The following is a 14754-nucleotide window of genomic DNA, read 5'->3' as shown; positions in this document are numbered from 1 at the left end:
TTGGATATTGGCGCATGGGTCGGTAACGTACACCATAATGACCGCATGCGCCCTCGAGTAACTTCGGGGGCTTTTTTATGACTGCATCATGGATGGCATCACAATACGGAGCAAAACGATGACCAAGATGACCGGAGCGAAGATGGTGGTTCAGGCCCTGAAAGATCAGGGTGTGGACGTCGTATTCGGATATCCCGGTGGTGCTGTCCTACCGATTTACGACGCAATTTTTCAGCAGAATGACATTCGTCACATTCTGGTGCGGCACGAACAGGGCGCGGTTCACGCGGCCGAGGGATATGCCCGCTCGACGGGCAAACCCGGCGTCGTTCTGGTAACCTCCGGCCCCGGCGCAACCAATGCGGTTACGGGGCTGACCGACGCGCTGCTCGACTCGATCCCTTTGATAGTTCTTTCGGGTCAGGTCCCCACCTTCATGATCGGCAACGACGCCTTTCAGGAAGCGGACACCGTTGGCATTACGCGCCCGTGCACCAAGCACAACTGGCTGGTGAAGGATACGGCGGATCTGGCCGGCACGATCCATCAGGCATTTCACGTTGCCAAGTCCGGTCGGCCCGGCCCCGTGCTGGTCGATGTCCCGAAGGATGTTCAGTTTGCTTCGGGCACCTACGTCTCGCCCGAAAAGGCATCGACCGGGCATTACCAGCCGCGTGTGAAAGGCGATCCGGAACAGATCGAACGCCTGGTCGAACTGATCGAAACTGCCGAACGCCCAATCTTCTACACCGGCGGCGGAGTTATCAATTCGGGCCCGCAAGCCAGTGCGCTGCTGCGCGAGTTGGTCGGCGCGACGAATTTCCCCGTCACCTCCACCCTGATGGGTTTGGGTGCGTATCCCGCGTCCGGCGACAACTGGTTGGGTATGCTGGGAATGCACGGGCTGTATGAAGCCAACCTCGCCATGCATGGCTGTGACCTGATGATCAATGTCGGGGCGCGCTTCGACGACCGTATCACCGGCCGGGTTCAGGATTTCAGCCCGCATTCGATCAAGGCGCATATCGACATCGATCCGTCTTCCATCAACAAGGTCATCCATGCCGATATCCCGATTATCGGCGATGTTGGCACCGTTCTGGAAGAGGTTCTGGCCCTGTGGAAATCCAGAGGCGCGAAAACCAATGCAGAAGGTATCGCGAAGTGGTGGGCGAGCATCAACGACTGGAAGAAGGTCCGGTGTCTTGACTACACAAGATCCGAAAAAACGATCAAACCACAATACGCGCTGGAACGTCTCGAAGCACTGACCAAGGGGCGTGATCGCTACATTACCACCGAGGTTGGCCAGCACCAGATGTGGGCGGCGCAATTCCTTGGCTTCGACGATCCAAACCGCTGGATGACCTCCGGTGGTCTGGGAACCATGGGCTACGGGTTCCCTGCTTCCATCGGTGTTCAGGTCGCACACCCCGACGCGCTCGTCATCAACGTTGCGGGCGAAGCGTCCTGGCTGATGAACATGCAGGAGATGGGTACGGCTGTTCAGTTCCGCCTGCCGGTCAAACAATTCATCCTCAACAATGAACGGCTCGGCATGGTACGCCAATGGCAGGAATTGCTCCATGGCGAACGCTACAGCCACAGCTGGTCCGAAGCCCTGCCCGATTTTGTGAAGCTGGCCGAAGCTTTCGGAGCCAAGGGCATCATTTGCAATGACCCTGCCGATCTGGATGACGCGATCATGGAAATGCTGGACCATGACGGCCCGGTGATCTTCGATTGCCTGGTTGAGAAGCATGAGAACTGTTTCCCGATGATCCCGTCGGGCGAGCCGCACAACAAGATGCTTCTAGGCGAAGCCTCCACGCATGGTGCCATCGGCACTCCCGGCGCTGTTCTGGTTTAAGGGAACGCAATAAATGTCTGCACTCAAAATAAAAAAAGGCACGTCCAAGCACTCTGCCTATGACCTGCGCAGCCATCTGAGCGATGCGCAGGAAAGGCATACATTGGCGGTCGTGGTCGACAATGAAAGCGGGGTTCTAGCCCGCGTGATCGGGCTGTTTTCCGGGCGTGGCTACAACATCGACAGCCTGACCGTGGCAGAAATCGACCACACCGGACACAGGTCTCGCATCACCGTCGTGACGACCGGAACGCCGCAAGTGATTCACCAAATCAAGGCGCAGCTGGAGCGGATGGTGCCCGTCTACGAGGTGCATGATCTGACGGTAGAAGGACCGTCTGTTGAACGCGAACTGGCCCTCATCAAGGTGACGGGCGAAGGCGAGAAACGGGTCGAGGCCCTGCGCCTGGCCGACATCTTCCGTGCAAAGGTCGTGGATACGTCGCTCAACAGCTTCATCTTCGAGATCACCGGCACACCGGACAAGGTTGATGCCTTCGCGGATCTGATGCGCCCGTTGGGTCTGATCGAGGTCGCCCGTACCGGGATTGCCGCCCTATCCCGAGGCGCGAAGTAAGCACCTCGACCCGGACAGTATTTGTTCGACAAATCAGCTTGAAGCTCTCGCGGCGTTGATGTTTGTTACCGCAAACAGACGCTGCGGGAGAGACAGGCAAATGGGCAACGCCACATTCCACGACCTTAAGGGGAAATCGGTCTTCATCACCGGAGGTGGCTCAGGGATAGGTGCAGCGCTGACCGAAGCCTTCATAGCACAGGGCGCGAAGGTGGCCTTTGTGCAGCGATCCGATGCGACAGCATTTTGCGACGACATCGAAGCCAAGCATGGCAACCGCCCCCAGTTCATTGCCTGTGACATCACTGACATATCGGCCCTGCAATCGGCTATCGATCAGGCCAGCGACTTTCACGGACCAATCGACGTGCTGGTCAACAACGCGGCCAATGACGACCGACACAATGTCGAGGATGTGACCGAGGAGTATTGGGACCGGTGCCAGTCCATTAACCTGAAGCCTTACTTCTTCGCCTGTCAGGCGGTCGCCCCCGCGATGCGGAAGGCCGGCCGTGGAGCAATCGTCAATTTCAGTTCCATCACTTACATGATGGGGGCACCCGGACTGGTCGGTTATTCCACGGCAAATGCCGGCATAAACGGAATGAGCCGCAGCCTGGCCCGCGAACTCGGCGCCGACGGTATTCGGGTGAATGCGTTGATGCCCGGCTGGGTTCTGACCGAACGCCAGAAGGACAAGTGGGCCAGTCCTGAAGCGCTCGCCGCCCATCTTGAGCGTCAATGCCTCAAGGAGCACCTTGTTCCGTCTGATATTGCTGAGGGCGTTCTGTTTCTGGCCTCCGACACAAGCCGCATGATGACGGGCCAGGCGCTTGTGATTGATGGCGGTTTCGTGGTGACGGGATGACAGGCACGGTGGACCGCCTCGCATGGGTGGCGATTGACTGGGGAACCTCTCATCTTCGTTGCTGGGCGATGGATAGAGACGATCGCCCTCTGGCCACCGCAAGCTCAGACAAGGGTATGGGAAAGCTGCGCCCTGACGAATTCGAAGCCAGCCTAGTCGAACTGATTTCGCCTTGGCGCGCTGAAAGTGGCCCCCTCAACTGCATCGCGTGCGGCATGGTCGGTGCTCGACAAGGCTGGATCGAGGCCGAATACGCCATCGCCCCCTGCCCGCCTGTCGCCGCGAATTGCACCCTTGCACCGACTCGGGACAGCGGTCTGTCGGTCTGGCTCATCCCTGGCGTTTGCCAGATGCAGCCAGCTGATGTCATGCGCGGAGAAGAAACCCAGATCGCGGGTTTCTTGCTGTCCAACCCGGATTTCGCCGGTCAGCTTTGCTTGCCGGGCACGCACACCAAATGGGCACACGTAGCCAATGGACAGATCCACAGCTTTGCCACCTGCATGACCGGCGATCTGTTCCAAGCGATCTCGACCACAACCGTCCTGAGGCATTCCGTGCAAACCGATGATTGGGACGCCGCGGCTTTTGACCTGGGCGTTGACGAGGCGCTGCAGACCCCGGAGGCTACCCTCGCCAAGCTGTTCTCACTTCGTGCGGAAGGGTTGCTGCATGGGTTAACGCAAGGTTCTGCCCGTGCCAGGCTGTCCGGACTGCTGATCGGGGCAGAAATTGCCAACCGACTGCCACATGACACGGACAGCCCTATTCCATTGATTGGCGCCGACCGGCTATGTGATCTGTATGCCCGCGCGCTGTCACGACGTAGTGTCGACAGCAAGCGCACCGACCCGACCGACATGACTCTTGCCGGCCTCATCGCCGCCAAGCACGAACTGGAGAAACGCTGATGTCACGCCCATTGATTGCCATTCTTCGTGGCCTGACCCCGGACGAGGCGCTGGACGTGACCTCTGCGCTGATCGGTGCCGGAATTGATCGAATCGAAGTACCGCTGAATTCACCTGAACCCTTCGAATCGATTCGTCGCATGTCTGATGCCTTCGACGGGAAAGCCCTGATTGGCGCGGGCACGGTGCTGCGCCCAGATCAGGTCAGCCAGTTGGTCGATGCAGGGGGAAGACTGGTCGTGTCCCCAAATTGCGACACCGATGTCATCAAGGCGACCAAGGCCGCAGGATTGCTCAGCTTTCCCGGTGTAATGACCCCAACCGAAGCCTTCGCCGCCCTCCATGCGGGAGCGGATGGGTTGAAATTTTTCCCGGGTAACCTGATCGGACCCGCCGGTCTGAAAGCGATGAAAGCAGTTCTACCGCCCGAGGCCGAACTGTTTGCTGTCGGGGGTGTCGGCGAGACAAACTTCGGCGAGTGGCTGAATGCAGGCGCGAACGGCTTTGGTATCGGCACATCGCTCTACACCCCCGGCATGAGCGCCGCCGATGTTGGAACACGTGCCGCCACGCTGGTGGCCGCTTATGATGAGGCCTCGGCATGACCCATATTCTTGGCGACAGCGTAAGCGATCTGGGTGAAGGCCCGCTTTGGCACCCGCAGCGGCAGGAATTGTTCTGGTTCGACATCCTGAACTCTCGGCTTAGCAACCATAAGGACGGTGAAGACCACCATTGGCAGTTCGACGAAATGGTTTCCGCTGCCGGTTGGGTGGATTATGACCGGCTCTTGATCGCCTCTGAACGCCGTTTGTTCCTGTTTCATCTGGAAACGGGCGAGGTAACCGATTTATGCCCACTGGAAGCTGACAACCCCGTCACGCGATCCAATGACGGGCGCGCGGACCCATTTGGTGGCTTCTGGATCGGCACAATGGGCAAGAAAGCTGAACCGAAAGCTGGCAGCATCTATCGTTATTTCAAGGGCGAGTTGCGCAAGATTGTCCCTGATATCAGCATCACGAATGCGATCTGCTTCGCTCCCGATGGCAGAACCGCCTATTACGCGGACACGGATACGAGCCTGATGATGCGTCAATCGCTTGGCGGTGATGGTTGGCCCGAGGGCGCTCCCCGCCTGTTTCGCGATTTTTCAAAGGATGGGATCAACCCGGATGGCGCGGTCGTCGATGCCGATGGCAACATATGGAATGCACAATGGGGTGCGGGTCGCGTGGCATGCTATTCACCGGAAGGCGAACACCTGAGCACTGTCGATTTCCCCGCCCCTCATACCACCTGTCCGGCTTTCGGCGGAGAGAAATTGCAGACGCTGTTCTGCACGTCGGCAACGCAGGGCCTGTCGAAAAGAGATCTGGAACGACATCGCGATTCCGGGCGGACCTTCCACCTCGAGATGTCCATCAAGGGACAGCCGGAACACCAGGTTCGACTGTGACAAATGAAAGTCCGCAGCAATCAGGTGGTAGGCCCGGAGGGATTTGAACCCCCAACCAAAGCGTTATGAGCGCTCTGCTCTAACCGTTGAGCTACAGGCCCGCCTGAGATGCTGATTAAACGAACGGGTGGCATCGTCAACCCTTCGGGAGAGTGAACCAGGTCTTTAGTTCGAAGCGAGCCTTTGCTGCACGCTGAAATCGACGCTCTTGAACCATTCTACCAGCTTCACGCGGTCTGTGTCGGGCAGTTCCGTGATGTTCGCGGGCGGCATGGCGTGGCTTACACCAGCCTGCAGATAGATCTGCTTGGCATGGCGCGCGATCTCCTGTTCGGTATCCAGCAGAACGCCTTTCGGCGCCCAACGAATACCTTCCCACACAGGTTCGCGCGAATGGCACATGGAACAGCGGCCCATGACGATGTCATAGGCCTCTCCGAAATGCTCCGAGTCTGCATAGGCTTGTTCATAGGATGTGAGGGGGCGGGCCTCCGCCTCCTCGTAGTCTGTGAACAACGGTGCCGTGGATAGCCACGCGATGATGATGAACAGGATCGCCGTCACGGCCCAGGTCCAGGCGGGCGCGCCCTTGCGTGCATGCATCGTGTTGAAGAAGTGCCGGATCGTGACGCCCATCAGGAAGACAAGGCTTGCGATCAGCCAGCTGTAATCAGTCGCGAAGGCCAGCGGATAGTGGTTCGACAACATCAGGAAGACAACCGGAAGCGTCAGGTAGTTGTTATGCGTCGAACGCAGTTTCGCGATCTTGCCGTATTTCGGATCGGGTGTGCGTCCAGCCTTCAAGTCAGCCACAACGATGCGCTGGTTGGGCATGATGATGAAGAACACGTTGGCCGTCATGATCGTCGCGGTGAACGCACCCAGATGTAGCAGCGACGCGCGCCCCGTGAAGATCTGGTTGTAGCCATAGGACATGCAGACAAGCAGCAGAAACAGCAGGATCATCAGGAAAGTCGGCTTTTCCGCCAGCCCAGATTTACACAGCCGGTCATAGACCAACCAACCGACGGACAGCGACAGTGCAGAGATCAGGATCGCCTGCCAGACCGCCAGATCGGCCTTTTCAGGATCGATCAGGTAAAGCTCTGCCCCCACCCAGTAGACGATCATCAGCAGCGCCGCGCCGGACAGCCAGGTGGTGTAGCTTTCCCATTTGAACCAGATCAGGTGATCGGGCATGTTTTCCGGTGCCACCAGGTATTTCTGTATGTGGTAGAAACCGCCCCCATGGACCTGCCATTCCTCACCGAAAGCCCCTGCCGGCAGATGCGGTACTTTGCGCAGGCCCAGATCGAGCGCGACGAAGTAGAAAGATGATCCGATCCACGCAATCGCTGTGATGACATGCAGCCATCTGACCGCGAAGGCGACCCAGTCCCAGATTATGGCGAAATCATGCATTGGTAGTCCTCGTTCCGATTTCGACCGACACTAGTGCTGTTTCCATTTTCATTGTATTGACATAAAAAGCCAAGCTGTATCAAAAAAAGCCGAAATATGTCCTATATCGACAACATTCGAACCTTCGTCCGCGTTTACGAGCTCGGCAGCATGTCAGCCGCCGCACGTGACCAGCGTGTGTCACCAGCTGTAGCGTCGTCAAGGATATCGCAGCTTGAGGCGCATCTGAACGTTCGGCTGTTTCAGCGCACGACGCGCAGTCTGACGCCGACCGAACATGGTGAAATTTTCTACACCGGCGCGCGAAGTATTCTTGATGCGGTGGAAGACGCCGAGGCACGCGTCACGGCGGTCACCGCCAATCCGCAAGGTACGCTGCATGTCGCCGCGCCGCTGGGTGTCGGACGCCGACTGATCGCCCCCGAAGTTCCGGGATTTGCTGAAAAACATCCGCTGGTCGACATCAGGCTTCGCCTGACCGACCGCAATGTCGATCTCACGGCAGAAGGGCTGGATGTCGCGTTCTTTCTGGGGGTGCCGGAAGATTCGAACCTGCGTATCCGCAAGATCGCAGATTGCCAGCGCGTGCTGTGCGCAGCACCGTCCTATGTCGCTGCGCGCGGCGTGCCCAGGACCGGCGACGATCTGGTGCGAGACAAGCATGAATGCCTGAACCTGCGCTTTCCGGGTGCCGCCGAATTCCAGTGGCGGCTCACGACACCCGACGGCCCGCAGCGGTTCAACGTGTCGGGACGGTTTGAATCGGATGATGGCGATGTGCTGACGGATTGGGCGCTGGCAGGCAACGGCATAGCGTTGAAGCCGGTGTTCGAGGTCGCGCAGCACCTGAAAAGCGGCGCGCTGGTTCCAGTCGCCGAAGAGACCCCACCGGTACCGATCCAGATGGCATGCCTGTACACGCACCGGCGGCATCAGGACCCCAAGACGCGCATGTTCATGGAATACATGGTCCAGCGCCTTGGGGCAAAGCTTCGCGAACTGGAGCTTTAGCTCCCGCGATAGGTCGAGTATCCGAAGGGCGACAGCAGAAGCGGCACGTGGTAATGAGCCGGTTCCGACATGCCGAAGCGTAGCGGGATAACATCGAGAAAGCGCGGCTCTTCCTTTGGCGCACCCGAGGCGTCCAGATAAGTCCCGGCATGGAAGATCAGCTCGTAAGTCCCTGTTTCGAATTCATCTTCCGGCAGGATTTGGCTGTCGGTACGTCCATCCGAATTGGTTTCTAGTGTCCGCAGATGCGTGCGGCTGTCACCCTCGATGCGGAACAGTTCGATCTTCAGCCCCGCGGCCGGGCAACCCCGTGCCGTGTCCAGAACATGCGTTGTCAAATATCCGGCCATGGTGTTCTCCTTTAACCTGCCGCGCAACTTGATGTCTTCGCCCTGTTTGCGAAACTGTCAAAAGCGTAACAGTCCTTTCGCCATTTTTTGAAAGATTGTGCGATTTTTTCGTTTTATACCGCAATCAAAGGAGTACCCAAGTGAACAGATACCCCCGAGATATGCTTGGCTACGGCGCGACACCCCCGGATGCGAAATGGCCGGGCGGTGCGAAGATCGCCGTGCAGTTCGTGATCAACTACGAAGAAGGCGGTGAAAACAACATCCTCCATGGTGATGCCGCGTCAGAGGCTTTCCTGTCCGAGATCGTCGGCGCAGCCCAATGGCCCGGCCAACGCCACTGGAACATGGAATCCATCTACGAGTACGGATCGCGTTCCGGTTTCTGGCGCCTGCATCGTCTGTTCACCGAATTCGGCATCCCGGCAACCGTCTACGGTGTCGCAACGGCCTTGGCCCGCAGCCCCGAACAGGTCCGCGCCATGCAAGATGCTGATTGGGAAATCGCCAGCCATGGTCTGAAATGGATCGAGCACAAGGACATGCCCGCAGAAGAAGAAGCCGCGCAAATCGCGGAAGCCATTCGTCTGCACGAGGAAGTCACCGGGGCCAAGCCGCATGGCTGGTACACCGGGCGCTGCTCAGTCAACACGATCCCGCTGGCCGCGAAGGCGCATGATCTGGATTACATCTCTGATACTTACGACGACGATCTGCCCTACTGGATGGATATCGACGGTAAGGACCAGCTGATCATCCCCTACACGCTTGATGCCAACGACATGCGCTTTGCCAGCGCGCAAGGGTTCAACTCGGGCGATCAGTTCTATGCCTACCTGAAAGATGCCTTCGACGCGCTCTATGCGGAAGGTCAGGCCGGACAAGCAAAGATGATGAGCATTGGTCTGCATTGTCGCCTGATCGGTCGTCCCGGTCGCGTGCAGGCGCTGCGCCGCTTCATGGAATACGCGAAATCGCACGTCGATGTGTGGTTTCCCCGTCGGATCGACATCGCCAACCACTGGCGCGAGACGCATCCCCCTAAGCGGTTTGAGCGTCCTTCGCAAATGAACAAGGATCGTTTCGTCGAAGCTTATGGCGGCATCTTCGAACATTCGCCCTGGATCGCGGAAGGTGCCTGGGCGCTTGAACTTGGTCCCGCGCATGACACGGCGATCGGTGTGCACAACGCGTTGTGCCGCGTGTTCCGCACGGCATCCGAAGAACAGCGGCTTGGCGTTTTGACAGCCCACCCCGATCTTGCGGGCAAGCTTGCGGCAGCAAAACGCCTGACAGCCGAAAGCACAGCTGAACAGGCCTCTGCCGGTCTGGACGCCCTCACAGATGCGGAACGCGAAAAGTTCACGGGGTTGAACGACAACTATACTGAAAAGTTCGGATTTCCCTTCATCATCGCCGTGCGCGACCACGACAAGGCCAGCATCATGGCCGCGTTCGAGCGCCGCGTGGACAATGACCGCGACACCGAATTCGCCGAGGCCTGCAAGCAGGTGGAACGCATCGCCGAACACCGCCTGAAAGCCATCCTGGCATGAGACGCGTGATTGCGACGGAACCACTGATCCGAGAAACCTTCGCTCCTTTCGGAGACGTGCTGGAAGTCACCGGCCCGCCTGACGTGATCATAAACCAGGGCATGTGCGGACGCTACCACGACAAGGCGCATCTGGATTTTCCGTCCGGCCGCCTCGGCATCAGCCTGTTCGACGCCAAGCCCCGCGCCCTGCCCTATACGCTCGATATGATGGAGCGTCATCCGCTGGGCTGCCAGAGCTTCATTCCGATGACGCATGAGTCGTTTCTGGTGATCGTCGCACCTGACGATGCCGGAAAACCGGGCGCACCGCGGGCGTTCCTGACAAAAAAAGGGCAAGCGGTGAACTATCACCGCAATGTCTGGCACGGAGTTTTGACTCCGCTGTCTGAACCCGGCCTCTTCGCCGTTATCGACCGCATCGGCGAAGGCAACAATCTGGAAGAGCACTGGTTCGAAGAACCTTATGTGATCCAATAACTGCCTGTCACCCGCCGTAAAGAGCGGAACAGGGCCAACTGCTACAGGGAGACACCAGATGGCAGACACTTCCATCGGAACGCCGGAACAACTCCGCGATCCGCATTACACACCGCCTTTGCACAAGGCCATTCCGCTGGGCATCCAGCATGTCCTTGCAATGTTCGTATCCAACGTGACACCCGCAATCATCATTGCGGGTGCCGCCGGTTTCGGCTTTGGGTCAAACTCGCCTGATTTTCCGGAACTGCTTTACCTGATCCAAATGTCGATGCTGTTCGCTGGCATTGCGACGCTGCTGCAAACTTTCACGGTTGGCCCGGTCGGTGCCGCGCTGCCCATCGTTCAAGGCACGTCCTTCGCTTTCCTGCCCATCATGATCCCCCTAGTCGCGGGCAAAGGCGTAGACGCCCTGGCCGCGTTGTTCGGTGGGGTCATCGTCGGAGGCATCTTCCATGCATGTTTGGGGATGTTCATCGGCAAGATCCGGTTCGCGCTACCGCCGTTGGTTACTGGTCTGGTTGTCACCATGATCGGTCTCGCGCTTGTAAAGACCGGCATCCAGTATGCCGCCGGCGGTGTGCCCGCCGTTGGCACACCTGAATACGGCAGCCTTCTGAACTGGTCAGCCGCGCTGGTCGTGATCATTGTCACGCTGGGGTTGAAATTCTTTACCAGGGGTATGTTGTCGATTTCCGCGGTCCTGCTGGGCCTGATCGTCGGTTACGTTTATGCACTGATGGTCGGGATGCTGACCTTCGAATCCATCACGGGGTCTTGGAGCAACGCTGCTGCCTTCGCCCTGCCGCAACCGTTCAAATATGGAATCGAGTTCTCGCTGGCTGCGATCATCGGCTTCTGCCTGATGGCCTTCATCTCCGCCATCGAAACGGTCGGGGATGTATCCGGGATCACCAAGGGCGGGGCGGGACGCGAGGCAACCGAAGAAGAAATCGCGGGAGCCACCTATGCCGACGGTGTTGGCACGGCAGTCGCGGGCATCTTCGGTGGCCTGCCCAATACGTCCTTCAGCCAGAATGTCGGCCTGATCGCCATGACCGGTGTAATGAGCCGCCATGTTGTGACCTGCGGTGCAATTTTCCTGATCATCTGCGGGCTAGTTCCCAAAGTCGGAGGTATCATCCGCACGGTCCCCATCGAGGTTCTTGGCGGCGGCGTCATCGTCATGTTCGGAATGGTCGTCGCGGCAGGTATCTCCATGTTGTCGGACGTTGAATGGAACCGCCGCAACATGGTGATCTTCGCAATCTCGCTGTCCATCGGGCTTGGCCTGCAACTGGAACCCGACGCCGTGCAATACCTGCCTGACACGGCACGCATCCTTATGACCAGCGGATTGCTACCCGCGGCCTTTCTGGCAATCGTTCTGAACCTTATCCTGCCGGATGATCTGGCGGATGAAACAACCGAGGAAGTGTCCGGCGGCATGTCCGGCCATGGCAAAGGATCATTTCCGAAACGGACCTGATCCTTGCACCTTCTCAACACCTTGGCCCGCGACTTCGCGGGCCTTTTTCATTTGGCCGCTCGCAGGGATAGACAAGAGCAGTCCTCATCTGCAAATCTTCCCGTAACATATCACCCGAGGTTCGCATGACCGACTCCACCACCAAGCTCGATGCGTTCTACGACAGGGACGCCCCGTGGCGCGACGAATTGCACGCGGTGCGCAAGCTCCTTCAGGAAACGGAACTGACCGAGGATTTCAAATGGAATTCGCCCTGCTACACCTATGACGGCGGCAATCTGGTCGTCGTTTGGCGGTTGAAGGACGCTTGCGGGTTGGGTTTCTTCAAAGGCGTACTGCTGACGGATCCTGAAGGTATCCTGCAAGCGCCCGGAGAGCATTCGCGATCAGCGCGCGTCTTGAGGCTGACATCGCTCGATCAGATCGCGGAGCACCGCGATACGATCAAGGCCTACATCCGCGAGGCGATTGAGAAAGAGCAAGCAGGGCTGAAAGTCGATTTCCCGAAGGACGACCTGGATTATCCCGAAGAACTTACTGAACGATTGGAAGCCGACCCCGATCTCGCAGAGGCCTTTGACGATCTGACACCGGGTCGGCGGCGCGGGTGGATCCTGCACATCCTGCAAGCCAAGCAGTCGAAGACCCGCCAATCAAGGATCGACAAGGCAGCGCCGAAAATCCTTCAAGGTAAAGGCATGCATGATCGCTAGGGTCTAGCGTTTAGCCATCAGCAAGGCGACATCTATCATTCGGTTGGAAAAGCCCCATTCATTGTCATACCAGCCAAAGATGCGGGCTTGTTGACCCGATACGATGGTTTCGGGAGTGGCGATCACAAGCGATTCAGGACGTGATCTGAGGTCCGTGGACACGAGCGGACGCTCCGTCACACCCAGGATGCCGCGGCCATTGGCGTGTTCGCGCAGATAGCCGTTCAATGCGTCCCGGTCCATTGTACGCCCAAGCCGAACGGTCAGGTCTACAGCCGACACGCTGGCAACCGGAACACGCACAGCTGCACCCGTGATTTTCCCGGTCAGTTCGGGCAACACCTTGTCGATAAGCTTGGTGGCGCTCGTTGTCGTGGGGACCATGGACAGCGCCCCGGCCCGGCTCCGCGCCAGATCACCGCGCGGCGCGTCAACCATGGGCTGGCTGCCCGTGTAGCAATGGATCGTGGTCATATGCGCCGTTTCGACCCCAGGCCCATCGGCAAGAACTTTCAAAAGAGGCGCCAGCGCATTGGTCGTGCAGGACGCATTCGAGACAATACGGGCATCACCCAAGACGCTTTCGTTCGCGCCGAGAACCACGGTTACGTCCGCCGTGGCGGATGGACCGGAAACCAGAACACCTGACGCCCCCGCCCGCAGGCCCCTTTCCGCGACAGCGCGGTTGCCCGCGGTCCCGGTACATTCGAGCACCAGGTCGACACCAGACAGATCGAGCGAAGAAATATCCGCCGTCTGATGGAAGGTCAGACGGTGATCATTGACGACCAGTGCATCGCCATCCGCGCGCACCGTACCCGGGAAAGGACCGAACACGCTGTCGAATTCAAGCAGATAGGCACAAGTATCCAGCGGGGCGATGTCGTTGATGCACACGACCTCGATCTCCGCGTCCGACCGGTTGGTATTGAGCGCCCGCAGGATTGACCGGCCAATTCGCCCGAAGCCGTTGATTGCGATACGAATTGGACGGTCCATGTGTTGCGACTCCTATGGATGTCTAGAAGTCCACCTCTATCGCAACTCCGCGCTCGACTGCCAGATCAACAACGGCTGACGCGACCGCCAAATCCTGTAAGCCGACACCAGTACCGTCAAACAGGGTGATCTCGTCATCGGAGGTGCGGCCCGGATGGCTTGCGTTGATAACCGCGCCGATCTCGGCGATGTCGGATTCATTGATCAGGCCCTCGGCAATGGCGTGCTGTGCCTCGCCTATGGTGACGGATTGCGCGACCTCATCAGTGAACACGCTTGCCTTTGCCAGCAATGCGGCATCGACCTCCTGCTTGCCTTTGGTGTCGGTGCCCATGCAGGCCAGATGCGTGCCGGGTGTGACCTGATCGGCCTTCAGGATGGCGTCGAAGCTGGAAGTAATCGTGATGATCACATCCGCGTCCGCGCCCATGCGGTCGAGATCGACGGCCTCGAAGGGCAAACCAAATTCCCCCGCGGTGTCTTCGAGACGCGACAACATTTCAGGATGCAGGTTCCAGCCGATGACCTTCTCGAAGTCCCGCTGCCGCAAGGCCGCGCGCATCTGGAACGTCGATTGATGGCCAGCTCCGACCATGCCCAGCACTTTGGCATCCTTGCGCGCCAGATGGGCGATGGAGACCGCAGAGGCCGCCGCCGTACGCAATGCCGTCAGAAGGTTGCCGCCGACAACCGCCCGCGCCTTCCCCGTGTCAGCGTCGAACAGGAAAACGGTCGATTGGTGGTTGGTCAGCCCTTTATCTGCATTGCCAGGCCAGTAGCCACCGGATTTCAGGCCAAGGTTCAGGGCTTCGCGGTCAAACCCCGATTTGAACCCGTAAAGCGCGTCCGCATGGCCAATGGCTTCACGGATCACGGGAAAGTTGTAGGCAGATCGCTTCGACATCGACGCGAAGACCTGCTCGACCGCCTTGAATGCCTGCTCTTCGCTTACAAGGCCCGCGATTTCCTTTTCCGGAACGATGATCATTCTTTGTCCTCTCGCATAAAAAGGGGGCCGGACTGGCCGGCCCCCACCCCTCCTCCGGGTAA

15 protein-coding genes and 1 tRNA gene are annotated in these 14754 nt (G+C 58.7%); 11 read left to right on the top strand and 5 right to left on the bottom strand.

The genetic code is table 11. The features are described from left to right. The first annotated feature begins 127 nt into the window (after nucleotides 1-127). The 6 genes from FPZ52_RS03880 to FPZ52_RS03855 all read left to right on the top strand — a co-directional run bounded on the left by FPZ52_RS03880 (nucleotide 128) and on the right by FPZ52_RS03855 (nucleotide 5685). The gene (locus FPZ52_RS03880; RefSeq protein ID WP_420851706.1) at nucleotides 128-1870 is read left to right on the top strand and encodes an acetolactate synthase 3 large subunit; all 1743 of its coding nucleotides are present in this window, start codon (nucleotides 128-130) and stop codon (nucleotides 1868-1870) included. Between the two features lie 13 nt (nucleotides 1871-1883). Next, nucleotides 1884-2447, top strand: coding sequence for an acetolactate synthase small subunit (gene ilvN, locus FPZ52_RS03875; protein WP_146363891.1), 564 nt, complete (start codon nucleotides 1884-1886; stop codon nucleotides 2445-2447). Between the two features lie 100 nt (nucleotides 2448-2547). Then, nucleotides 2548-3315, top strand: coding sequence for an SDR family NAD(P)-dependent oxidoreductase (locus FPZ52_RS03870; RefSeq protein ID WP_146363889.1), 768 nt, complete (start codon nucleotides 2548-2550; stop codon nucleotides 3313-3315). Continuing rightward, nucleotides 3312-4226 (top strand): 2-dehydro-3-deoxygalactonokinase, encoded by a 915-nt coding sequence (locus FPZ52_RS03865; RefSeq protein ID WP_146363887.1) that lies wholly within the window; start codon nucleotides 3312-3314, stop codon nucleotides 4224-4226. Before FPZ52_RS03870 ends, FPZ52_RS03865 begins: the two co-directional genes overlap by 4 nt. Beyond that, nucleotides 4226-4831, top strand: a complete 606-nt coding sequence (locus FPZ52_RS03860; RefSeq protein ID WP_146363885.1) for a 2-dehydro-3-deoxy-6-phosphogalactonate aldolase — start codon at nucleotides 4226-4228, stop codon at nucleotides 4829-4831. The genes FPZ52_RS03865 and FPZ52_RS03860 overlap by 1 nt, the downstream gene beginning before the upstream one ends. Beyond that, nucleotides 4828-5685 (top strand): SMP-30/gluconolactonase/LRE family protein, encoded by an 858-nt coding sequence (locus FPZ52_RS03855; protein ID WP_146363883.1) that lies wholly within the window; start codon nucleotides 4828-4830, stop codon nucleotides 5683-5685. The genes FPZ52_RS03860 and FPZ52_RS03855 overlap by 4 nt, the downstream gene beginning before the upstream one ends. Before the next feature lie 25 nt (nucleotides 5686-5710). Here FPZ52_RS03855 and FPZ52_RS03850 read toward each other — a convergent pair. Both FPZ52_RS03850 and FPZ52_RS03845 read right to left on the bottom strand, forming a co-directional pair. Beyond that, nucleotides 5711-5786 (bottom strand) — tRNA-Ile (locus FPZ52_RS03850). 64 nt (nucleotides 5787-5850) lie between these two features. Further along, a complete protein-coding gene (locus FPZ52_RS03845; RefSeq protein WP_146363881.1) occupies nucleotides 5851-7107 on the bottom strand; it encodes a urate hydroxylase PuuD in 1257 nt (418 codons plus the stop codon). Between the two features lie 96 nt (nucleotides 7108-7203). Between FPZ52_RS03845 and FPZ52_RS03840 the strand changes: the two genes are divergently transcribed. Beyond that, nucleotides 7204-8118, top strand: a complete 915-nt coding sequence (locus tag FPZ52_RS03840) for a LysR family transcriptional regulator (RefSeq protein ID WP_146363879.1) — start codon at nucleotides 7204-7206, stop codon at nucleotides 8116-8118. Here the strand turns inward: FPZ52_RS03840 and uraH are convergent. Then, complete coding sequence (gene uraH / locus FPZ52_RS03835; protein WP_146363877.1) at nucleotides 8115-8468, bottom strand: hydroxyisourate hydrolase; 354 nt, start codon at nucleotides 8466-8468, stop codon at nucleotides 8115-8117. The genes FPZ52_RS03840 and uraH overlap by 4 nt on opposite strands. A gap of 140 nt (nucleotides 8469-8608) precedes the next feature. On the opposite strand from uraH, the gene puuE reads away from it, so the two are divergent. The 4 genes from puuE (at nucleotide 8609) to FPZ52_RS03815 (ending at nucleotide 12705) form a co-directional block, all read left to right on the top strand. Next, complete coding sequence (gene puuE / locus FPZ52_RS03830; RefSeq protein WP_146363875.1) at nucleotides 8609-10024, top strand: allantoinase PuuE; 1416 nt, start codon at nucleotides 8609-8611, stop codon at nucleotides 10022-10024. After that, nucleotides 10021-10503 carry an ureidoglycolate lyase gene (locus FPZ52_RS03825; protein WP_146363873.1) on the top strand — a complete coding sequence of 161 codons (483 nt, stop codon included), beginning with the start codon at nucleotides 10021-10023 and terminating at the stop codon, nucleotides 10501-10503. Before puuE ends, FPZ52_RS03825 begins: the two co-directional genes overlap by 4 nt. 58 nt (nucleotides 10504-10561) lie before the next feature. Next, nucleotides 10562-11992 carry a uracil-xanthine permease family protein gene (locus FPZ52_RS03820; protein ID WP_146363871.1) on the top strand — a complete coding sequence of 477 codons (1431 nt, stop codon included), beginning with the start codon at nucleotides 10562-10564 and terminating at the stop codon, nucleotides 11990-11992. Between the two features lie 125 nt (nucleotides 11993-12117). Continuing rightward, nucleotides 12118-12705, top strand: a complete 588-nt coding sequence (locus FPZ52_RS03815; RefSeq protein WP_146363869.1) for a YdeI/OmpD-associated family protein — start codon at nucleotides 12118-12120, stop codon at nucleotides 12703-12705. 3 nt (nucleotides 12706-12708) lie between these two features. Here the strand turns inward: FPZ52_RS03815 and FPZ52_RS03810 are convergent, their stop codons facing one another. Next, on the bottom strand, nucleotides 12709-13704 hold the full coding sequence (locus FPZ52_RS03810; protein ID WP_146363867.1) for a type I glyceraldehyde-3-phosphate dehydrogenase: 996 nt from the start codon (nucleotides 13702-13704) through the stop codon (nucleotides 12709-12711). 22 nt (nucleotides 13705-13726) lie between these two features. Then, nucleotides 13727-14692 (bottom strand): iminosuccinate reductase BhcD, encoded by a 966-nt coding sequence (bhcD, locus tag FPZ52_RS03805; protein WP_146363865.1) that lies wholly within the window; start codon nucleotides 14690-14692, stop codon nucleotides 13727-13729. Nucleotides 14693-14754: the final 62 nt, after the last annotated feature.

The organism is Qingshengfaniella alkalisoli (assembly GCF_007855645.1).
Taxonomy (GTDB): domain Bacteria; phylum Pseudomonadota; class Alphaproteobacteria; order Rhodobacterales; family Rhodobacteraceae; genus Qingshengfaniella; species Qingshengfaniella alkalisoli.
The sequence above is the reverse complement of the archived record's forward strand: the minus strand, read 5'-3'. Positions and strand labels throughout refer to the sequence as shown.